At 62.9% G+C, this 21026-nt stretch carries 19 protein-coding genes; 5 read left to right on the plus strand and 14 right to left on the minus strand.

Going from position 1 to position 21026, the window contains the following annotated elements:
* Nucleotides 1-106 precede the first annotated feature (106 nt).
* From EOB49_RS05510 to EOB49_RS05525, 4 genes are all read right to left on the minus strand, one after another.
* Nucleotides 107-1093, minus strand: a complete 987-nt coding sequence (locus tag EOB49_RS05510; protein ID WP_127380397.1) for a serine kinase — start codon at nucleotides 1091-1093, stop codon at nucleotides 107-109.
* Nucleotides 1090-1524: a lasso peptide biosynthesis B2 protein gene (locus EOB49_RS05515; RefSeq protein ID WP_127320670.1), complete on the minus strand. Its 435-nt coding sequence runs from the start codon at nucleotides 1522-1524 to the stop codon at nucleotides 1090-1092. Before EOB49_RS05515 ends, EOB49_RS05510 begins: the two co-directional genes overlap by 4 nt.
* Nucleotides 1524-1811, minus strand: a complete 288-nt coding sequence (locus tag EOB49_RS05520; protein WP_164748961.1) for a PqqD family protein — start codon at nucleotides 1809-1811, stop codon at nucleotides 1524-1526. Before EOB49_RS05520 ends, EOB49_RS05515 begins: the two co-directional genes overlap by 1 nt.
* Nucleotides 1812-2252: 441 nt before the next feature.
* Nucleotides 2253-3101 (minus strand): DUF2259 domain-containing protein, encoded by an 849-nt coding sequence (locus EOB49_RS05525; protein ID WP_245472509.1) that lies wholly within the window; start codon nucleotides 3099-3101, stop codon nucleotides 2253-2255.
* A 143-nt stretch (nucleotides 3102-3244) separates the two neighbouring features.
* On the opposite strand from EOB49_RS05525, the gene EOB49_RS05530 reads away from it, so the two are divergent.
* The 3 genes from EOB49_RS05530 to EOB49_RS05540 all read left to right on the plus strand — a co-directional run bounded on the left by EOB49_RS05530 (nucleotide 3245) and on the right by EOB49_RS05540 (nucleotide 7351).
* Complete coding sequence (locus tag EOB49_RS05530; protein ID WP_127380398.1) at nucleotides 3245-5152, plus strand: propionyl-CoA synthetase; 1908 nt, start codon at nucleotides 3245-3247, stop codon at nucleotides 5150-5152.
* 112 nt (nucleotides 5153-5264) lie between these two features.
* The gene (locus EOB49_RS05535) at nucleotides 5265-6347 is read left to right on the plus strand and encodes an acyltransferase (RefSeq protein WP_127320668.1); all 1083 of its coding nucleotides are present in this window, start codon (nucleotides 5265-5267) and stop codon (nucleotides 6345-6347) included.
* 245 nt (nucleotides 6348-6592) lie between these two features.
* Nucleotides 6593-7351: a metallophosphoesterase family protein gene (locus tag EOB49_RS05540; protein ID WP_127380399.1), complete on the plus strand. Its 759-nt coding sequence runs from the start codon at nucleotides 6593-6595 to the stop codon at nucleotides 7349-7351.
* 76 nt (nucleotides 7352-7427) lie between these two features.
* Here EOB49_RS05540 and EOB49_RS05545 read toward each other — a convergent pair whose 3' ends face one another.
* From EOB49_RS05545 to EOB49_RS05570, 6 genes are all read right to left on the minus strand, one after another.
* Entirely contained in the window at nucleotides 7428-9815 is a 2388-nt protein-coding gene (locus EOB49_RS05545) for a polysaccharide biosynthesis tyrosine autokinase (RefSeq protein ID WP_127380400.1), read from the minus strand.
* Between the two features lie 225 nt (nucleotides 9816-10040).
* Nucleotides 10041-10937 (minus strand): UTP--glucose-1-phosphate uridylyltransferase, encoded by an 897-nt coding sequence (locus tag EOB49_RS05550; RefSeq protein WP_127380401.1) that lies wholly within the window; start codon nucleotides 10935-10937, stop codon nucleotides 10041-10043.
* Between the two features lie 74 nt (nucleotides 10938-11011).
* Complete coding sequence (locus EOB49_RS05555) at nucleotides 11012-11980, minus strand: glycosyltransferase family 2 protein (RefSeq protein WP_127380402.1); 969 nt, start codon at nucleotides 11978-11980, stop codon at nucleotides 11012-11014.
* Nucleotides 11970-12920: a glycosyltransferase family 2 protein gene (locus EOB49_RS05560; protein WP_127380403.1), complete on the minus strand. Its 951-nt coding sequence runs from the start codon at nucleotides 12918-12920 to the stop codon at nucleotides 11970-11972. The genes EOB49_RS05555 and EOB49_RS05560 overlap by 11 nt, the downstream gene beginning before the upstream one ends.
* Complete coding sequence (locus tag EOB49_RS05565; RefSeq protein ID WP_127380404.1) at nucleotides 12920-13915, minus strand: glycosyltransferase family 2 protein; 996 nt, start codon at nucleotides 13913-13915, stop codon at nucleotides 12920-12922. The genes EOB49_RS05560 and EOB49_RS05565 overlap by 1 nt, the downstream gene beginning before the upstream one ends.
* Nucleotides 13916-13955: 40 nt before the next feature.
* Nucleotides 13956-15128: a glycosyltransferase gene (locus EOB49_RS05570; RefSeq protein ID WP_127270877.1), complete on the minus strand. Its 1173-nt coding sequence runs from the start codon at nucleotides 15126-15128 to the stop codon at nucleotides 13956-13958.
* Nucleotides 15129-15313: 185 nt separating this feature from the next.
* Here EOB49_RS05570 and EOB49_RS05575 point away from each other — a divergent pair, with 185 nt between their 5' ends.
* Both EOB49_RS05575 and EOB49_RS05580 read left to right on the plus strand, forming a co-directional pair.
* Entirely contained in the window at nucleotides 15314-16810 is a 1497-nt protein-coding gene (locus EOB49_RS05575) for a lipopolysaccharide biosynthesis protein (RefSeq protein ID WP_127380405.1), read from the plus strand.
* A 52-nt stretch (nucleotides 16811-16862) separates the two neighbouring features.
* Entirely contained in the window at nucleotides 16863-17885 is a 1023-nt protein-coding gene (locus EOB49_RS05580; protein WP_127267653.1) for a phosphoribosyltransferase family protein, read from the plus strand.
* Nucleotides 17886-17903: 18 nt separating this feature from the next.
* On the opposite strand, the gene EOB49_RS05585 is transcribed toward EOB49_RS05580, so the two are convergent.
* The 4 genes from EOB49_RS05585 to EOB49_RS05595 form a co-directional block, all read right to left on the minus strand.
* Nucleotides 17904-18983 (minus strand): glycosyltransferase, encoded by a 1080-nt coding sequence (locus EOB49_RS05585; protein ID WP_127267654.1) that lies wholly within the window; start codon nucleotides 18981-18983, stop codon nucleotides 17904-17906.
* A gap of 74 nt (nucleotides 18984-19057) precedes the next feature.
* Nucleotides 19058-19507, minus strand: coding sequence for a hypothetical protein (locus EOB49_RS05590; protein ID WP_127267655.1), 450 nt, complete (start codon nucleotides 19505-19507; stop codon nucleotides 19058-19060).
* 13 nt (nucleotides 19508-19520) lie between these two features.
* On the minus strand, nucleotides 19521-19796 hold the full coding sequence (locus EOB49_RS37380; protein WP_245472512.1) for a GMC oxidoreductase: 276 nt from the start codon (nucleotides 19794-19796) through the stop codon (nucleotides 19521-19523).
* Between the two features lie 5 nt (nucleotides 19797-19801).
* The gene (locus EOB49_RS05595) at nucleotides 19802-20953 is read right to left on the minus strand and encodes a GMC family oxidoreductase (RefSeq protein ID WP_245472515.1); all 1152 of its coding nucleotides are present in this window, start codon (nucleotides 20951-20953) and stop codon (nucleotides 19802-19804) included.
* Nucleotides 20954-21026 lie beyond the last annotated feature (73 nt).

A 21026-nucleotide genomic window follows, 5' to 3' on the forward strand; every position in this document is an offset into this window, starting at 1 on the left:
TTAAATCGTTGTTTTTGCGCAAAACTGCGAAGTAGAAGCACTCCGAAACACGCTATCCCCACGCCCTTGGGAACAAGGAATAGCGGCCCCACGTTGCCTGGGGTATTCAGTCCCGCGTCGTCAGAGCGGCGCTGATCAGTGCCGCTGCGTCAGCCGGGCGCGCGCCCACTTCGAGCTGAAAGGTCGGAACCGCATTGACCAGCCCGGCGATGGTCGCCAGCCGGCGCTTCTGCATCGGCAGCAGCCCGGTCATGCCGGTGCGGACATTGTCTACTGCCAGCGCAACCATCGCGTCGGTCCCGGCCATGGCGACGAGCCGGCTCTGGCTTCCGGCGGAACGCGCCAGGTGCAGAAGGGCCGCCACCGGCCGGGCGGACGCGTTTTCCACCCGGATGATATCCTCCAGCCGTTCTAGCGAGACCGGCTGTTCGCCGTTGCGATCCCATGTCTGGCCAAGGCAGGGCGCCACCTGCGGGATCATCTCCGCAGTCTTCTGGTGGATCTTGACGGCGCGCGGCAAGCCCCAGGCGACGACCTTGCCCGAAGTGGCTTTCAGGATCATGGCGTCGTCGGAGCAGAGGCCAAAGCCCTGTATTGCCAGCGCGAGTGACGTCGTGGTCTTGCCGGTGCCGCTCGGAGCATGGATCAGCACCACCGCATCGCTATCCGGCAACGTCAAGCCGGCAGTGTGCAGCATATGCTGGCCACCGGCGTCGAGCGCGGCGTCGAGCACCAGCATTGCCGGTGTCCACGCGGCTTTCGCGCCAGGGTGGATCCGGAGTTCGGCCCAGCCCGCCACGCCATTGATGGCAACGGTCTGACGCTCGGGAAAGACCAGATGGATGATACCACCATCCTCGAACATCCGGCAGGGACCATCCTCCGGCACCTCGCCATCGAAGACGAGGGATCCGTTGGGTGCCTCGTCCAGGGTGTCTGTCTCGGCGATCTCGAGACGAAAGTCCGGCTCGACGGGTTCCGCGATACGCAGGCTGCCCAGCATCCGGTCGAAATCCTGCCACAGCTCCGGGCGCTCGGCCGATATGCCAAGGATCAGGCCGTTGAGGCCATAGCAGGCTGAAGGTCTGGTCAAGCGGGACGCGCCTTTACGGCATCGGCATGATGACGATAGATTTCGACCATGCCGGGAAGCTTGTCGCTGACCACCGGCCTGCCATCGAGGCAGACCCAGCAATGCGCTGCCAGGCGCTGCGCTTGCATCGACTGCGGATCGATGCCGAAGCGCAGGTCCGGATCGAATCCGGCCAGGCGCAGGAAACGATGACCCAGCAGACCCTCCCTCAGGCACCTGCGGTCACGCATCAGCCAGGGACGGCGGACGGCGCGGTTGACGCTGGCGACTATGTAGGCGGACGGCAGACCGCGATAGGGCGTCGACGAGGCGAGCGGCGCCCATTCGAGCACCTCCTCGAAGCTCCGGTTGATGACCAAGACCGGCATCAGCCGCGCGCTTGCCCAGAGATGGCAGCGAAACAGAGCGCGCAGGAGCGGGCCGTCAGTCATCAAGCACCTGGCGCGGCGAGGATACCTTCAGAGATCAGATCCGCGGCCAGTGCCGCCATGTCCTGATCGAGCGTCCCCTTGTCGACCTCGAACTCCTCGCAAAGCAGGTCGACGATCTGGTCGAGGTTGCGCGCGCCGTCCACCTTGCCGAGAAAGGCTTCGGTCGTGCCGTTGCATGTGTAAAGCTGGCCGCTGCGCGCCAAAAGCACGACTGCGCCATCGCCCACATGCTGCACCGAGGCATCCTCGGCCAGCCGCAGAACGGTTCCAGAGACTATTTCCACCACGCCCCTCCAAGCCACGCTCATCCCGGAATCAGATAGCGCGGAGGTGGAGCGCTGTCTATCAGCCGATCATGGGAGCCCAGTGCACGGGACCAACGGCTTTGCTGACGGATTCTCCGCGCCAGTCGCGTTAGAACCTGCTCGGTTGCGTCTTCCCGGCCGCATTCGTCCCAGAAATAGTCATCGATGAAATGTGACAAGCAGTGGGCCTGCCGGCAGCGGACGTTGCATTTCTTCCCCTAAGTAAGGTAAAACCTGTCCGGGTATTGGGGAGATAGCGTATGCGTTACAATTGGGAGCGGGCTCCGACGAGCTTCGAACGTCACAGAAAAGCGCTGGCCACAGCCATTTTGATCGCTGGCGGCATTGGCCTCATGCTTGTGGCCCTGCCGATCTAGAACAACCTTTCAGACAGAGCGGCTGCCGGCGCCTGGGCGTGACCTCTCAGCGTGGCTGCCCGGTCACCGCGAGGAAGCGGCGATCGCGCCCCTCGAACCCCTGGCTGAAACGCTGCACCAGCACGACGATCACCGCCGGCTTGCCGGCCGGGGTGAGTTCGTAGGATTCCGACAGGCTGTAGGAGGTCGGGCAGTTTCTTGAGCCCGGCACGGTCTTGTCCTCGTGCAGGATCTTGAACGGCTTGCCATCCTGGCCTTGCAGCGTCAGCCGGAAGCCGAGTGCCTTGCCCGCCTTCTCACCCTGAAGTGGCTTTTCCCCTTGAAGTAGCTGGTCGCCTTGCCGCGTCACATCGAAACTCGCCGAACAATCGCTCGTGCTGGCCGCCAGGATTTCGTCGAGCTGGATGGTCGAAATGCCTGTTTCGCCATGGAGCGGCGACAGCCATTTCTGCGACACCTGCTCGAGGCGAGAAATGTCGTTGTAGGCAACCATTTCGCCCGGAAAGGTGAACTTGTCGGAAGCCGCCTGCTCGGCTGGGGATGTGATGGCATATTGGGCGAGAATGGGCGCCGCCTGAGCGGCGGCCTGCGCCCTCGCCTGCTCCAGCGTCAGTGTCGCCTCCTCCGTCTCGTCGACGACGAGGATCGGCTTACCGCCAACGAGCTGATTCGTGCGGGTATCGATGATGTCTATCTGCGACCAGCCAGAGTCCGAGGCGCCGGCGTCGAGCGTTCCATATTGCTCGAAGGCGAAATAAGCGCCATCCGGCGAAAAGCCGATGATGTGCCGTGCCGCGGCATCGCCAGCCTGAGCGGTTCCAGCTGAGATCGCGAGCACGACACCCATGACCAATGGGAGCGCAAGGCGCCCGATGATCCGCACAGCAGCAAACATCTCCACTCCAATCTCGAATCGCAATTTCATAGCTGCTTGCCCCCAAGCGCCAGGTCGATATCGGCCGTACAATGGCGTGCATTTGCGGCCAAGGGTAGAGCGCGCTATCTGGAGGGAAGAAAATCATTCCTGGGGAGGTATGGATGGCTTCACGCTATCACGAGGTCTATGAAGGCTGGAAACGCGACCCGGAACGCTTCTGGGCGGACGCAGCCGGCGCCATCGACTGGTATTCGCCCTGGGACAAGGTGTTCGACGCCACGGCTGGCGTCTATGGCCGCTGGTTCACCGGCGCCACCTGCAACACCTGCTACAACGCCATCGACCGCCATGTCGCCGGCGGGCGCGCCGACCAGATCGCACTGATCCATGACAGCGCGATCACGGGAACGATCAGGAAGTTCACCTATGCCGAGTTGAAGCGCGAGGTGGTTGCACTCACCTCGGTGCTGAAGAACCGTGGTATTCGCAAGGGTGACCGCGTCATCATCTACATGCCCATGGTGGCCGAGGCGGCCATCGCCATGCTCGCCTGTGCCCGCATCGGCGCCGTGCATTCGGTGGTCTTCGGCGGCTTTGCCTCGCATGAGCTTGCCACCCGCATCGACGATGCCAGGCCGAAGCTGATCATTTCGGCATCCTGCGGCCTGGAGCCGGGCCGCGTCGTTGCCTACAAGCCGTTGCTCGACAAGGCGATCGAGATCTCCCGCCACAAGCCGGACGCCTGCCTGATCCTGCAGCGCGACCAGTTGCGCTGCGAGTTGAAGGAGCATTTCGACATCGACTACGCCGATGCCGTCGCCCGCGAACGGGCAGCGGGCGCCAATGTCGATTGCGTGCCGGTGCTGGCCACCGATCCGCTCTACATCATCTACACATCGGGCACGACCGGCCAGCCCAAGGGCATCGTGCGCGACAATGGCGGCCACATGGTCGCGCTGAAATGGACGATGGAAAACGAGTTCGGCGTCAAGCCGGGCGAGGTGTTCTGGGCGGCATCCGATGTCGGCTGGGTGGTCGGCCATTCTTACATAGTCTACGGACCGCTGCTGCATGGCTGCACAAGCATCCTGTTCGAAGGCAAGCCTGTGGGCACGCCCGATGCCGGCACCTACTGGCGGGTGATAGCGGAGCATGGTGTCGTAGCCCTTTTCACCGCACCGACCGCGTTCCGCGCCATCAAGGGGCAGGACCCGAAGGGCGAGTTCATTGCGAAATACCACCTCTCGAGGTTCCGCACGCTGTTTCTTGCCGGCGAGCGCGCCGACCCGGAAACCATCAAATGGGCGGAGCAGAAGCTGAATGTGCCTGTGGTCGACCACTGGTGGCAGACCGAGACCGGCTCGCCGATGACGATCAATCCCGCCGGCCTTGGCCTGCTGCCGGTGAAATACGGCTCGCCCGGCGTGCCGATGCCCGGCTACGACATCCGCGTGCTCGACGATGGTGGCCATGAGGTGCAGCGGGGCACGCTGGGCAATGTGGTGATCAAACTGCCGCTGCCGGCCGGCTGCCTCCCGACGCTTTGGAATGCCGATCAACGGTTCCGCCAAGCCTACCTCGACGAGTTCCCCGGCTTCTACAAGACGGCGGATGCCGGCATGGTCGACGAGGACGGCTATCTCTACGTCATGGCTCGCACCGATGACATCATCAACGTCGCCGGCCACCGGCTGTCGACCGGCGCCATGGAAGAGGTGCTTTCGGCCCATCCCGATATCGCCGAATGCGCGGTGATCGGCATTGCCGACGCCATGAAAGGCCAGGTTCCGTTGGGCTTCGTGGTGTTGAATGCGGGTGTGACCCGCGATATCGGCTCTATCGAGAACGAGGTGGTCGGTCTGGTGCGCGAACGCATCGGCCCGGTCGCCGCCTTCAAGACGGTGGTGACGATCAAGCGCCTGCCCAAGACGCGTTCGGGCAAGATCCTGCGCGGCACCATGCAGAAGATCGCCGACAAGGAAGAATGGACCATGCCGGCGACGATCGACGATCCGGTCATCCTCGACGAGATCACCAAGGCCCTGAAGGAACGCGGAATCGGACTTTGAGCCACTGAAGGGTGGGCCGCGGACGACTTTTCGATCGGCAAGCAATACTTTTATTGTGCGACGCAGCAATGCACCCTAAAGTCGTTCGCGGGGGGACATCGACAAAGGTCGCATGGCTCAGCAGAAGATTACATTTGGCGGCGTAGACATCCTGCGCTTTCTCGCCGCCGTCATGGTCATGGTCTACCATTATGGCTTCTGGGTGTGGGCGTATCCGGACGGTGTTTCGGCGCGCGCCACGGGCGGCGTTCCCCCGCAGCCGGCAATAGGCGCCTGGGTCGAATCCGGCTGGGTCGGCGTCCAGATCTTCTTCGTCATCAGCGGTTTCGTCATCGCCTTCAGCGCCGAAAGGTCGACACCCCTGCAGTTTTTCGAAGCAAGGGTGAAACGGCTGGCGCCGGCGGTCTGGATCTGCGCACCGGTCACCGCGGTGGTGCTGCTGCTTGTCGGGCTCAGTTGGCCGACCGATGCCGTCATCAGGCTCCTACGCACCGGCCTGTTCGTTCCGTACGCGCCTTGGGTGGACAGCGTCTACTGGACGCTGGGCATCGAGATCGCCTTCTATGCCATCGTCTGGATCCTGCTCAGCTTTGGCCGCTTCCATCTGATGGAGATTGTGGCCGTCGCCATCGGCTTGGTCAGCACGCTGTTCTGGTGCCTCTACTACCCGCTCGGCTGGGCCGATCTTGCCGAAACACGCACACTCGACCTGCTGCTGGTGCATCACGGCGTTTTCTTCGCCACCGGCGTCATGCTGTGGCTGATGCGCATCAAGGCGGTGACAGGCGCCCGACTTGCCTTCTGCGCCCTGTTCCTGGCCGGTGGTGTGCTGCAGATCGCCAGTTCGGTCGACGTTCATATCCTGAAGGTCGGGCGGGATATGCCGTTCGCGCCGCCGATCCTCATCTTCCTCATCGGCATCGCGCTGATGGCATGGTCGCTGCGGCTCGACCTCACCTGGAGCGGCTGGCGCCGGATCGGGCTGATGACCTACCCGCTCTACCTGCTGCACGATGTCGTCGGCGCGGCCCTGCTCGGCATCCTGGTTCGCGCCGGTCTGCCACATCTGTTCTCGATGGCGGTCGTCGGCGCGACGATGATCGCGGCAAGCTGGCTGGTGGCGATCGAGGCCGAACCACGCATCCGGCTGCTGCTCGACCACACCGTTTTCCGTTATCGGCTCAAGGCAGCCTGACGCGATCCGGCAGACCGGGCCGGCTTCCGACCTAAAGCATGTCGCGCCTGAGCGGCTTCAGGCCCGCTTCAGGCCTTTGTTTCCACAGATCGTTCTCCCAAAACCGAGCTCATTTCTGAGCGACATGCATTGCGGTCCCGACCCGGCGGGGCTGCATTTTCCACGATTGCGGAATTCTCCGTTTCGGGCATGATAACAGGCACTTATGCCTTCCGTATGAGAGCTTGCCTCGAGACGCCCCGCACGTGAACCTGTTCCAGCGAAAACCCCGCATCGCGGCGCGTGCGCGCCTCGATATCGACATGCAGGACGCCGTCGTCTATGCGATCGGTGACGTGCATGGCTGCTACAAGGAACTCCGTGCCCTGGAGCAGAAGATCCTGCTCGATTCACTGCGCTTCCAGAGCCACAAGATCATCGTCATGCTTGGCGACTACATCGACCGAGGGCTTCAGTCGGCGCGGGTGCTGGATCACCTCCTGGCGCCGCCGCCGAAAGGGTTTCAGCGCATTTGTCTTGCCGGCAACCACGAAGTGGCGATGCTGAACTATCTCGACGGAAATCTGTCCCGCGAGCCCTGGCTGGCGACGGGCGGCCTGCAAACCCTGTTTTCCTATGGCATCGATCCGGCGCGCCTCGCCAGCCTCTACGGGAGCAGCGCGCAGATCGACCGGCGCATAAGGGAGATCATTCCAGACGATCACGTCAGCTTCCTGCGCGGGCTGCCGATCATGGTCCGTTCGCGGAAGTTCGTGTTCGTCCACGCCGGCATCAGGCCCGGCGTCGACCTTGCGGCGCAAACCGACCACGACCTGGCCAACATCCGTTCGGACTTCTTCGAGGCAACGCACCTGCTCGACCGCTGGGTGGTGCACGGGCATACTCCGGTGGACGTCCCGAAGCTCGAAGGGCGCCGGCTCGGCATCGACACAGCCGCCTTCCAGAGCGGACGCCTGACCGCCGTCAGGATCGCCGACAAGCAAGGCAGGCTGATCTTCTCCTGACGCGCATCGATATCCAAGTGTGCTGACCTGAAGATCGATACACCTCAGAGAGGGTCCACTCGCGCAACGGTCGACGTCACACCGGCGCCTTGCCGCGCACTTCTGACTTTTCCAGATAGTAGCTCGAATATTTATCAAAGAATTTTTCCGACCCGCCGAACGATCCGTATTTGGCCAGTTTCTTCAAATCGACCTTGTTCAGCACCGCGCCGATGATCTTGTTGGCGACATAGGGTTCGGATTCCAGCATCGACCTGACCATCGCGCGCGGGGTGCGCCCCCACTCGGTGACCAGTACAAAACCGTCGACCAACGGCGCGAAGGCCTTGGCGTCGACCACCGGTCCGAGCGGCGGCAGATCGACGACGATGTATTCGAATGTCTCCTTGGCGTTCTCGATGAAGCGTCGCATGCCGGCCGAGGAGAGAAGTTCGCTGGTATGCGAGAAATGACCGCGCAGCACCGCCGGGATGATCGCCAGCTTCGTCTGCCTGTCGATCTTGCCGACGGACTGCCAGGTCTGGCCACTGACCACCGCTTCCATCAAGCCCTGCTCGGTTTCCATGCCAAGGCCCCGGCTGAGGCCGGGATTGCGCAAGTCGCCGTCGATCAGCAGCGTCTTGGAGCCATTGGCGGCGAGCAAGCCGGCGAGATTTGCCGCGACCGTCGACTTGCCTTCGCCGGGAAGCACCGAGATGACGCCGATGACGCGGCTGCCTTGCCCTTCCATCACGACGTCGAAGGCGATCTTGGCGCTGCGCAGCGTTTCGGAGAACATCGAGGCTGGAGAATCGATGCTGACCCGCATGCGCGCCCGCCTTTCGGCCGCCGACAGCGATTGGGTGGTCTTGGCGTCTACCTGGGTCTCGCCCGGCTTTTCTTCCTTGCCGAGCTTGCCGCCGATCGTGGGGAGATAGCCGAGGAATTTCAGGTTGACGCGGTCGCGCACGTCCTCGCCGGTCCTGAAGAAGCGTTCGTTGAACTCGTTCAGGCCACCAAAGCCGGCGCCCATCAGCAGGCCAAGCACCAGCGAAAGTCCGAGCACGACGATGGTGCGCGGGCTCGAGGCCGCCATCGGCATCGACGCGTCGGAGATGATGCGGATCTTGCCGACAGGGAAGGATTGCTGTTGCGCAGCTTCCTCATAGCGGCCGAGGAATGTCTGATAGAGCGTGGTGAGCGCCGTCGCCTGCTGATCGAGTTCACGCAGCTTGACTTGCGTCTGGTTGTCGACGGAACTCTTGCCCTGTGCGGCCGCGACGTTGGCCCGGAGCGCGGTCTCGCGTGCCTGCGCCACCTCATATTCGTTGCGATAGCTTTCGGTCAGCTGCTTCAGCTCGCCGAAAATCTGCGTCGATATGTCGGCCTTCTCCTTGGAGAGAGCCACCGCCTGCGGGTGCTCGGGGCCGAAATTCGCCTCGACGTCCTGCAGACGCTTGGCCACCGTGAGGTAGCGGGTCTTGAGCGCCGATATGACCGAGCTGCTCGGCTGGTCGCTCGATATGGCGGCATCCTTGAAGGCGTTTTCGGAGCCGCTGTCGACAATGGCTTTGTACTGCTGGTAGCGGGCGCTGGCGCGCGCGGTGTCGGCCTGCGCCACGATAAGCTGGGCGTTGAGGTCGGAAAGCTGCTTGTCGCTCATCAACTGGCCGTCGCTGTTGGCGGCCAGCCCATGTTCGGCCCTGAATTTCTCAACGGCAAGCGAAGCTGCCTGCGAACTCTGGCGCAGCTCCGTCAACCGGCCCTGGAGCCAGACCGCAGCCCGCTCGGTGGCATCGAAGCTGGCATCGAGCTGATCGGCGAGATAGGCATCGGCGTAGGCCTTGGTGATCGCGTTTGCCAAGGCCGGGTCCGTCGCCTGATAGCCGAGCGCGATGACGTAGCTTCGCCCGATGCGCGTTGCCCGCACCTCGCTCTGCAGCTTGAGGATCGCGTAGTCGCGGCGCGACGTGGCGATCAGCGCATCGCGGGCGGCCGGGTCGAGCTTGCTGAAGTCAGTGCCACCCGGCATGGAAGAGCTGGGGCGGACATACTGGATCAGGCCGCGGATGAGGCCTATGCCTTGGGCAAGCGCCGACTGGGGCGGATTCATGAATGTGTCGTTCTGGTCGAGCTTCAGCTTGTCGACGACCACGGCGGCAAGCCGCGTCGAGGTCAGGATCTCGATCTGGCTCAGGATCGCCGAATCGGTCTGCATGGTTGTCGACGTCGCCGAAATGTCGTCGATGATTTTGTTCAAGCCCTCATCGATCAGCACGCTGGCGACCGACTGATATTTAGGCGGCGTCGTCTGCAAATAGAGCAAGCCCAGGAAGAGACCGATGACGGCACACACGGCAACCACCTTGGCCTGCCGTGCGGCCATGCCAAGCAGCCGCTCGATATCGATGAAGTCTTCGCCGTCTCCTGCGTCCGAATTCGGCAATGGCATCCTCTTGTCGAGAGGAAAGTTGGCATAATTCATCTTCGGTCCAATTCTAGAGCCGGTCCATCGCAATGGGCTCTATCTCACTGTTTCAACATGATCTTTTCCGGAAACCGGGACCCACTTTCCGGGATCATGCCTTGGCTTGCAGGCGCCTCGAAGATCGGGAGCATCGCCAGAAGCGAAGCAAGCGTCGTGCCAGACGGCGAGAACCTGCCGGCCCCTCTTCGCCGGCCATCTGACCATGCTCCCGAAAGATGGACATTATGCGGCTTCTTCCTGGCGTTCATGCGACCGGACGAACTCCTGAAGCATCTCGAAAACCGGACCCTTCATGTCGTCGCGCGCCAGCGCGAAGGCGATGTTGGCCTGGATGAACCCTTCCTTGGAACCGCAGTCGAACATGCGCCCCTTAAAAGGCTGGGCGAAGAACGACTGATCCTTCGACAGACGAACCATGGCGTCCGTCAATTGAATCTCGTTGCCGGCGCCGCGCTGCTGATTGCCCAGAAGCGCGAAAATCTCGGGCTGCAGGATGTAGCGGCCATTGATGTAGAAATTCGACGGCGCATTGGCCGGCGCCGGCTTCTCGACCATGGCCGTCACCTCGAAACCGCCACCGATCTCGGCGCCACGGCCAACGATGCCGTATTTGTTGGTCTCGCTCGGTTCGCAACGCTCGACGGCGATCACGTTGCCGCCCGTGCGCTCATAAAGCTCGACGGCTTCGGCGAGGCATCCGCGCCCGCCGAAGGACACCATGTCCGGCAACAGCAAGGCGAAGGGCTCGTTGCCGATAACCTCGCGCGCGCACCAGACGGCATGGCCGAGGCCTTGCGGCGATTGCTGGCGGATGAAGCTGGTGGCACCGGCCACAGGCAGCATGCTTTCGAGCGCCTCCAACTGGGTCTTCTTGCCGGTCTGCTCCAGGGTGCCGATCAATTCCGGATGCAGGTCGAAATAGTCCTCGATCACCGCCTTGTTGCGGCCAGTCACGAAGACGATGTGCTCGATGCCCGCCTCGAAGGCCTCGTCCACCGCATATTGCACGACGGGCCTGTCGACCACGGGAAGCATTTCCTTTGGCATCGACTTGGTCGCCGGCAGGAACCGTGTTCCAAGCCCCGCCACCGGTATCACGGCCTTCCTGATTTTCTTCATCGCAAATTCCTTCTGAGGAGATCGACTTCAGTCCATTCACAAGCCACGAAAAATCCCTCCATGTGCCTGCATCTTCACCTCCCCGCCCCAACGGCAAATTGTGCCGCCATTCTTCGCAACCGCACGGCGATCGGCATGCCCATATGCCTGACCGCCGCCGGATCGCTGAGCGCCGTCCGGATCGCCTTGAGCGGGGACCGCGCCTTGATGTGCTGTACCAGTGACAGAAACGATGCCGCCTTGCGCAGGCTGCGGCCGCGCCGGGCGAACGCGGCCTGCGCGGCCTCATCCATCCGATGGGTTTGAGCGAACACGGCATCCGCCCTGCGCATCGCTTCGACGTGGTGAAGCTCGAGCACGCGCGAGATGGAGCCGCTGCGGATATGATAGGCATAGCCGATATCGGGCTCGACGACGCATTTTCCGCCCTTGGCCAGGGCGCCGGCAAACAGGATGTAGTCTTCGCCGATCCTCAGCTTTTCGTCATAGCGAAGCCGGTGTTCGTTCAGGAACTCGCGCTGGAAGATCGGCTTGAGATAGCCGAGGTTGAACTTGGATTCGAAGACGACGTTGCCGGCGATGTAGGTGGCCAGCGAAATCTCGCGCAAGCCTTCCAGATATTGCCGCGGAAACATCGCGTCCTCGATGACGCCGTCCTCGCGAACGACCTGCAGATTGTCGACGGCGATCTGGGCATCCGCGCTTTCGGCACGAGCGATCATGGCCGCGAGCCGGCCGGGAAAGACCGCGTCGTCGGAATCGAGAACCGCGATCCATCTGCCGCGGGCGGCGTCGAGGCCGGCATTCCTGGCGCCGCCAGGGCCGCGGTTGCTGGCCAGGGCGACGACACGGACGATATCCCCGGGGTAGGCCCGCGCCACGTCGAGCGTCGCATCGTGCGACTTGTCGTCGACGACGATGATTTCGACGCTGACACCCTTCTGGGCGATGGCGCTGGCAATCGCCCGATCAAGGGTCGCCTCGGCGTTGTAGGCGGCAATAACGAAGGAAACATCCGGGACAGAGCTGACGTCAGGCTGCACGCTTGCCTCCCTCCTGTGGCGACGGCTGGCCATAGAGGCGAATTTCGCGGATGCCGACGAGGCCGCTGACGACACCAACATGCATAATGCCGCGCAGCACGCTGCGGTTCCTGCGGACTGGACTGACGACGACCGGAAGTGCCGAGGCGAAGCAATAGATGGCCTTTGCCGAGGCCAGGCCGACCTGCTTGACCAGGCCGATGCTGCTGGCGCTACTGCCCAGGAGATGGCCATGCGTCTGGCCGACGCGAAAGCGGCGGCGGCCGAGCCATTCGAATGCCGCCCTTGAGCGCGGCACCACCTCGTCGACCCACGCCTTGGGCGCGAAGGCGATGCGGCCGCCGGCCTTGTGCATCTGGTCGAAGAATTCGGTGTCCTCGCCGCCGGTCTGGCCACGCGCCAGGCTGAAGCGGCGGCCGCGCAGGCTGTCCGAGCCCATCCGCAGCAGAACATTGCAGGTGTAGCCGGTGCGGATCTCGCCGCGCACCCAGACGGGCAAGGTCGAATGGAAATCGCCGCGCCGCATCCAGTCCGGCGCATCTGGGCGATAGCGCGCCCTGACCGGGCCGAGCACGACGGCGACACCGCTTTGCTGCGCCATCGCGACCAATTCGGCGAGCCATTGAGGCGTGGCCGTTTCGTCATCATCAATGAAGGCGACGAAATCCGCTGTGCTCGCATCGAGGCAGGCATTGCGGGCGATCGAGATGTTGCGCGCCGGGGCATGCCGATAGTGGATCGGCAACGTCAATTCCCGCGACAGCGCCGCCACCAGGTCACGGGCCGTCGGGGTGTCGTCATTGTCGGCGACGATAATGCGGATATCGAATCCCGCCGGCATCTCCATGGCGTCGAGCGAGCGCAGCGTGTCAGCCAGCTCCGGCCGGCGGAACGTGCAGACGCCGATGTCGATGCTGCGGTTCTTTGCCGACACCGCCATCAGGCCACTCCGCGTCGCGAGCCGAGGCCGAGAAGCTGCAGCCAGAAGCCAACCGACCAGCCAAGATGCATGACCATGGCCGAGACACCGGCCAGCGCAACGTCAGCCTTGCGCTGGCGGATAGCCGTCACCAGTCCGTAGCCCAGGCACACCGACACCCACAGCGACAAAGGCACTGCCGCAATCCAATGCACGAAGGAGAAGGCCGCAAGAAGAACCACCGGGAAGACCGCCAGCGGCACCATCTGCCGGATCTTTGGGATGACGCGGTGCTTCAGCACATTCTTGGCACGCCCGCGACCGTAGCCGAGATACTGGAAATACAGGCCTGAGAGCGAGGCGCGCGGATAGTAGACCATCTGCGTCTTGCCACTCATCCAGATCTTGTAGCCCGCCTTGCGCAGGCGATAATCGAGCTCGGCGTCCTCGTTATGGCTGAACGCTTCGTCGTAGCCGCCGACGGCGCCGAACGCCGATATCCGCATCAGTGCATGATGGCCGTGATCGATCCACTGTCCCTGCGAAAGATGCCGATGCTTCGAGCCGCCGGTGCCGAGCTTGGAGTTCTGCGCCGCGGCGGCCGCCTTCTGCACGGCACCGCTGCCGCTGGTCAGCATCGAAACGACAACCGAATCCGCTGATGTAGCCAGGGCTTCCTCGACCAGCCGGTCGCAATAATCGTCGGGATAACCGCCATGCGCATCGATGCGGATGAGATAGTCGGCACCATCGCCGAAGGTACCGACGGCGAGATTGATCGCCGCGCTCTGGATGCGCCGCTTGTTGTGGAGCAGGATAACCCGCGGGTCCTTGGCAATCACATCCTCGACGATGGAAAGCGTGCCGTCGGTGCTGCCGCCATCGGCGACGATGATCCGGGCGCCAAGCCGGGCGGCCGCGGGCCGCAATTGATCGAGCAGCGCACCGATATGGGCGGCTTCATTCAGGCACGGAATGACGATCAGGCTGGATGAGGGTTTGTCCGTCTGCGTCATCAACCTCTGTCCATCTTGCCTCTGTCCATCCTTGGCCATCCTATGCCAATGCCTCGGCGGCAAAGGAGCCGGGCACGGCCGTCAGGCTGCGCAGCCGCTCGACAAGCGCCCGGCAATCGCTGCGATCGTAGCTCCAGGTCCTCGGATTGCGGGCCAGAACGCGCTCCTTCAGCCTGGCGAAGCGATGCTCTTCCATCTTGCCGAGCACGGCTTCGAGCGCTTCGGGCGACGCCTGCGGCAACAGCACGCCGATATCCTGCTGTTTGAGGAACCGCCCGGTCTCGGTGTTGCCCATCGAGATCGGCACCGCTCCGAAACGGCAGCCTTCATAGAGCCGGTTGGGCAGAAGCCATTCGGAGTTCTGCCCCGCCTCGAAGAAATCGATCGCCCACGAAAAATGGACATCGTTGTAGATCGCCGCCATGTCTTCCGGATTGCGGTAGGGCCCGAGAAACGACAGCCACGGCTCGGCTTCGACAAAGCCGTGAAAGTCAGGGAATTCCGACAAAGCCGGACGTCCGCGCAGCACGATCTCGAAGCGGCCCTCCATGCGGCGGGAGAAATCGGCCAGCAGCTCGAGTGAGCGTCGGCAGCGCAGCGCACCGAACCAGCCGATCCGCCATGGCGGACCGACCGGGCTCTCTTCAGTCTCCGGAGCGCCGGGCAAGATCGTCGCGGCCTCGAAATATTTGTTTTCGACCAGCTCGATGGGTGCCGCAACCTGGCCGAACGGCTTGAAATAATTGGCGATAAAGGCAGGAGAACTGGTCACCAGCAGCTTCACATCCCTGGCCAGAAAGCGCTCGGTGGCGCGCAGCGCCTTGCCCAGGACATCGTTGCGCAGCACAAGCCGATGAATGTCGAGGCACTCGTATACGATCGGAACCGATGCACCGAAGGCTGACCTGGCGCGGCGGGCAAGCGCCAGCATTTCCAGGTTGCGCGCGATGATGAGATCCGGTTTTGGCATACCGCCAAGCTTCGAGCCTATCGAAACGGCTGCTTTGGCGACGGCCGCGAGGCGTTGGCCGAATCGCCCGTCACGCGTCGCGCCGAGGTCGATCGGCCGCAGTCCCTCGATATCCGCAATCGGATTCGCGGTGCGACGGAAGCCGGCCAAAGTGACCTGGGCCCCACCTGCCCTGAGCATCGTGATCCGCCGGCGCACCGCCGGGTCGGAAACGTCGTGCACAAGGTACAAGACATGCAGCATAAAAACTCGACCGCTGTTGGCCCACCCGAGGGAATGCTAGTACAGGTCTTGCTGCATCGCAACATTTTTGGTGCGGCGGTCCACGTTTTCTGTTGCACTGCAAAATTATTGCCGTAGTTTGTGGTCGGCGGCGGTCGTGGATTTTCGGGCTCGGAAATCAACGTAAAAAATCAGGAATCCTGAATTTGGAAGCCAATGCATTCGATCCGCCAGAAGGCTCCTTGCGCAAATCGGTTGGGCGCGGCGCGGTTGTCACGGCCATGGCGCAGTCGGTGCGGGTCGCGACACAGATCCTGTCCGTTATCGTCTTGTCGCGGTTGTTGTCGCCACAGGATTTCGGCGTCGTGGCGATGTGCGCGCCGGTGCTTGCCTTTATCGCCCTGTTCCAGGATTTCGGCCTGACCCAGGCGACGATCCAGAAATCGGGCATCCGGCATGAGGAGGTGAACTACCTCTTCTGGATCAATGTCGCGGTCAGCGCGATCCTGGCTTGCGTGCTTGCGGGTGCGGCGCCGCTGGTTGCCGCCTTCTACGGCGAGCCGCGCGTGACGGGCCTGGTGGCTGCGTTCGGGCTGCAGATCATGGCCTATGGGCTGGGCGCCCAGCATCTGGCGCTCTTGACACGCCGCATGCAGTTCGGCCGGCTGGCCGTCATCGACGTCGCCAGCGCCATTGCCGGGCTTGCGGTGTCGATCGCCTGGACCTTTATCGATCGCTCCTATTGGGCCCTGTTTGCCGGCACGCTGACCGGTGCCGTTTTGCCGACGCTCTGCTATTGGGCGAGCTCGCGCTGGCGTCCGGGCCTGCCGCGCAAGGTCGCCGGCATCGGCGAGCTGATCAATTTCGGCGCCGGCATCACCGGCTTCAACTTCGCCAATTTCTTTGCCCGCAACCTCGACAATGTGCTGATCGGCAAATATTGGGGCGAGGCGCAACTCGGCCTCTATGACCGCGCCTACAAGCTGCTTCTGTTTCCGCTGAGCCAGATCACCAACCCGCTGTCGAAGGTGATGGTTCCGGCGCTTTCGAGGCTGAAGGATGAGCCGGATCGCTACCGCAGCGCCTACCTGCGCGTCATGCCGCTGATCCTGCTGGTGGCGCTTCCCGGCGTCGCCTTCGCCACCGCGATGTCGGATGTGCTGATCCCCTTCGTGCTCGGCGAGCAATGGCGCGCAAGTGCCTCGATTTTCCTGGCGCTCGGCTTTGCCGGGCTGCTGCAGCCGCTCAACAATCCGGCGGGGTGGCTTTTCGTCAGCCAGGGCCGCTCCGGCGATTTCATGCGCTGGGGCGTCATAACGGCCGTGACGTCGGTGCTGGCCTTCATGCTCGGCCTGCCCTATGGCGCGCTGGGCGTGGCGATCGCCTATGCGATCAGCGAATATCTGCGGACGCCGTTCCTGTGGCTCTATGTCGGCAAGAGCGGGCCGCTTCAGGCGCACCATGTACTTCGCGCGGCAACGCCGTTCGTGCTTGGCGCCCATCTGGCACTGGCCGGCATCTGGTTCATCAAGCCAGCGCTGCCGCAGCAGCATGTCGTCGCCCTGGCCAGCGGCGCCGTGCTCGCCTACCTCATCACCATCGTCATCGCACTGGCATTCGCCTCCGGCCGCGAAGCCTTGCGCGAGGCCCTCAAGATGCTGCCGGCAAGGCTGCCTGCGGCGGCGGCGCGTGAAGCGCAATAATTTGGGCGTCTTCGACTGCTACGGACATCTCCTCCAGGACCAGGTCTGAACCATGCACTACCGATCGATCTCCGATATGAACGACGCCATTGTCAGGGGCCTGCACCGGCTGCCGCGCGACATCGACCTGGTGGTCGGTGTGCCGAGAAGCGGCGTTTTGGCAGCGACGCTGGTCAGCCTTGCCGCGAACATCCCGATGACCGATCTCGACAGCTTCCTGGAAGGGCGTATCTATACGTCTGGCGTCACCAAGCGCCGTGCTGCTCTCGACCGCAAGGTTTCCGAGATGCGCAAGGTGCTGGTGATCGACGACAGCGTCGCCGGCGGCAACGCCATGCGTGACGCACGCGCCCGCATCCAGGCTGCGGGCATCAAGGCGGAGTTCACCTTTGCCGCCGTGTTCGGCCTTGAGCCCCAGCACCAGGAAACCGACCTCGTCTTCGAAGTCGTGCCGCATCCGCGCATGTTCCAGTGGAACTTCATGCATCACAAATTCCTGGCGCAATGCTGCGTCGACATTGACGGCGTGCTGTGCCTCGATCCGACAGAGGCGGAAAACGACGACGGCCCGGCCTATGAAAAATTCCTCAGCGAAGCGCGGCCGCTCCATGTCGCGACCCACAGGATCGGCTGGCTGGTCACGAGCCGGCTGGAGAAATACCGCGCGCTCACCGAGGCATGGCTCGCCAAGCATGAGATCAAATACGACCAGTTGATCATGCTCGACCTGCCGAGCAAGGCGGAACGGCAACGGCTCGGCGCGCATGGCAGTTTCAAGGCCGATTTCTACCGCAAGTCCGATGCCATCCTGTTCATCGAGAGCGAGCACGAACAGGCGCTGAGGATCACCGAACTGTCAGGCAAGCCGGTGCTGTGCGTCGAAACGCATATGGTCAGCTTTCCCAACACGCTGTCGCTGCCGGCACTTGGTCAGGCGGCCAGGAACCTGCCGGCAAGGCTGCGGCAGATCAAGTCGCAAGAGGGCCGCAAAAGCGCCGCCAAGACCATTGCCCGCGCGCTGCTTGGCGCCCGCGGCTACGAGACGCTGAAAAGCCGGGTCAAGCGCCCGGCCTGACCTGCTCAGGCGGCGCCGTCAGGCCGCCTGTCGCGCGCGCTGCTGCATGGCCCTGTCCAGTATCGAGAAGAAGGTGATGAACTGGCGATCGGGGTCGAGTTCCGGGCGCCCGGCGAAGCTGCGGGCGAGGCTGGAAAGCCGGTCATATTCCTGATTGTCGTTCCACAGCCGCCTGACGGCCGCGACCCAGTCGGCCAGCGGTGCATCATAATCCAGCACCACGCCACCGGAGCCGATCGCTTCGGGCAGACCGCCGCGCCGCGAGCCGACAACGGGGATTCCGCTGCAATGGGCCTCCGACGCGACGCGGCCCCAGGCCTCTTCCCACTTGCTGGGAGCAAGCAGGATCTTCGTGCGGCCGTAGACCGTCTTCATGTCGCTGGTGCGGCTCTCCAGGACGACATTGCCCAAGGGAGCGATCGTCTGTTCGATCCGCGCCCGGTGATCGTCGTCGAGCTTCCAGCTTTCGACGAACAGGAATGGAATTTCGCGGCAGGCGCCGGCAATCCGCACCGCGAGCTCGAACCCCTTTTCCTCATAAGGGTTGATCAGCGTGACGAACTGGCCCGTCGTCGGCGTCGAGTAGTGCGCCGGGTTGATGGTTGGCGGGATCACCACCGCCTCGATGCCGAACTCCTGTCTGTAAGTACGTGCGGTGAAGTCAGAATTGGCGATGTAAAGCGCGGAATGCAATTCGCGCAGATCGCCGCCCAGTTCATGGAACTCGACATTGCGGAGATAGACGACCAGAGGCACGCCCTCCGCCTGCAGCGCCTTGCCGATCGGAACCGATTTGTGACACTGGACCACGGCGACATCGGGCTTCAGCCTGTCGACGGCATAGCCCGCTGCTTCCCAGGGAAACCAGGCCCGCACCACCGGATAGCCGGGATAGCTGTCGACAACCGCCGGCTGCCGCAGCAGCTTCATCTTGGCGCGCGCCTTGAAGCCGAAGACACCATCACCGAACAGGGCGGCGAGCACAGCGGCTTCATGACCGTGCTCGATCAGCTGTTCGGCCAGATGATGCGTGCTCGACTGAACGCCGCCGCTGAACTCGGGCGGGTAGCCGTTGCCGCCTGCAAAGAGAACTTTCATGATCGGGCTCCTTGTCGCATCTCGTATTCCTTGCTCGGAGACAACAGGCAAAGTCCGCCGCCTCGCTTTCGACGTCAGGCAAGTTTCGGCGGCTCCAGATTGGCGAAGGGATTGGTACAGGATTGCCAGCCGGTAAATCGGATCGGGTCGTTGGGCGAACTGCGCCAGGCATAGTCCGTCAGCATATGGAATTCGGCGACCACCCAGCGGTCGAAATGCACTAGATCTTCCCGCTTTCGCTCGGGCAGCAGGCGGCGTGCTGCGCCCAATTTGAGTTCCTCCACCAGCGTGACGGCGTCGCTTAGTTTTTCGCTTGGAAAGTTCCACGGATTCCTGTTGCGGAACGCCAGCACGAACTGCTGCAGATGCTCGATGCGGATGTTCAACTTGCCAAGGTATTTTTCCAGCGTGACGCGCACCAGATCCTCGTCCGAGAACGAGGAAACGGCGGCGTAGGCGACCCCTGTCGAAACCACTCCGCCAGCCATGACGGCCAGGGCCGAGCGTCTGGAAATCTCGATCATGCGATACCTCCTTTCACGCGATCCGGCTCGCCGCCCGCAAGGACAGCGCTGCCGCGGTCAGGCTCGGGTTGGCGCAGGAGCAGCTCGGATAGGTGCTTGTGCCGACGACGACCAGATTTCTGAGCTGGTGGTGGATCATGCCGCTGTCGATGACCGAATCGGCTGGGCCCGTACCCATCCTCAGCGTGCCCTGGACGTGCGATTCGCTCGGCCGAATGCCGCGGTCGAAGAGCTTTTCGATCGGCAGCGGCGCCAGAAGGCCAGGCAATTTCTCCAGAGCGCGCGCCATGCCCTTCACCGCATAGTCCGATGGCGCCTTGAAGCTGACGAAGGCATTCTCATCCTCGTCAAGTTCTCGGGATCGAGCAAGTCCTCGGTGACCACGACAAGCGGCAGCGCCTGGCGTAGCCGCCCTTTTTCGGCACGCAGTCCGTGCTGCCAGCGGTTCTCGAAATAGACCAGTGCCGCCGCATGCTCCGATCGGTGAGGACCATCATAGAGGCCGAAATTCAGGCCGGTGGTGATGGTGCTGCCGTCGAAATTGTCGACGCCGTCTAGATAGACCTCGAAATTCCAGCCGTAGGATTCATGCAGGCCGCTGCCGACGAATTCGCCGCCCAGGCCGGATCGCAGCATGATCGCCGCGCTTTGGATGGCATTGGCGCCGAGAATGAAGAGATCGCCGCTGACCTGGTATTCCTTGCCGTCATGGCGGAACGTGACCGAACGGACAGCGCCGCCGACGTGATCGAGCCGGCGGACTTCCGCACCGAGGCAGACCGAGACGTCGGGATGCTCGAAGACGTGCATCAACCCGTTGTTGACGGTGAATTTGGCGTCGACCGGGCACAGCCAGCAACGCAGATTGGCACAGCACGAGGTGCGTTGTGATGTCGGCAGCCGCGCCCGCGCGGTTGGCATGACAAAGTGCTGGCCGGGCTGCGCCGCCTTCATCATCCTGTCCGGTGTCGACATGCGATGCGGCGGTTGCGGAAACGGCTTCGAGCGGGGCAGCATCGCCGCCATGTCGGGATCGCCGGAGATCGACATGATGTCTTCCGCGTCGCAATAGAACGGCTCGACGTCGTCATAGCTGATCGGCCAGTCATTGCCGATACCGTAGGTGCTTTTCAGCCGGAAATCATTGGGATGAAATCTTGGCGTCTGCGCGAACCAGCAGTTCGTCCCGCCACCCAGTCCGATCGTGTAGTTCCACGGCTTGTTGGAATTGGTCTTATAGGTCGTTTCGTCTTCGATGTCGGTGTTGACGTTCTGCTCGAGCTGCCATTCATGGGTGTTGTGGCGCCCCCACTCCAGCACCAGAATGCGTGCCTTTCGGCGCTTGGCGAACTCGTGCAGGAAGAAGGCCGAACCGAAGCCGGAACCGATCGCTACGAGATCGAAATGATCCTTGGTGATTTGCTCCGGCTTTACGTCCAGCACCATCGGCTACAACTCCACACAGAAATACGCGCTCAGTCCCAGCGCCCGCAGGCCATGTGCGGACCGGTCTTGCATC

Origin of the sequence: Mesorhizobium sp. M7A.F.Ca.MR.148.00.0.0 (assembly GCF_003997735.1) — a bacterium.
Lineage (GTDB): Bacteria > Pseudomonadota > Alphaproteobacteria > Rhizobiales > Rhizobiaceae > Mesorhizobium.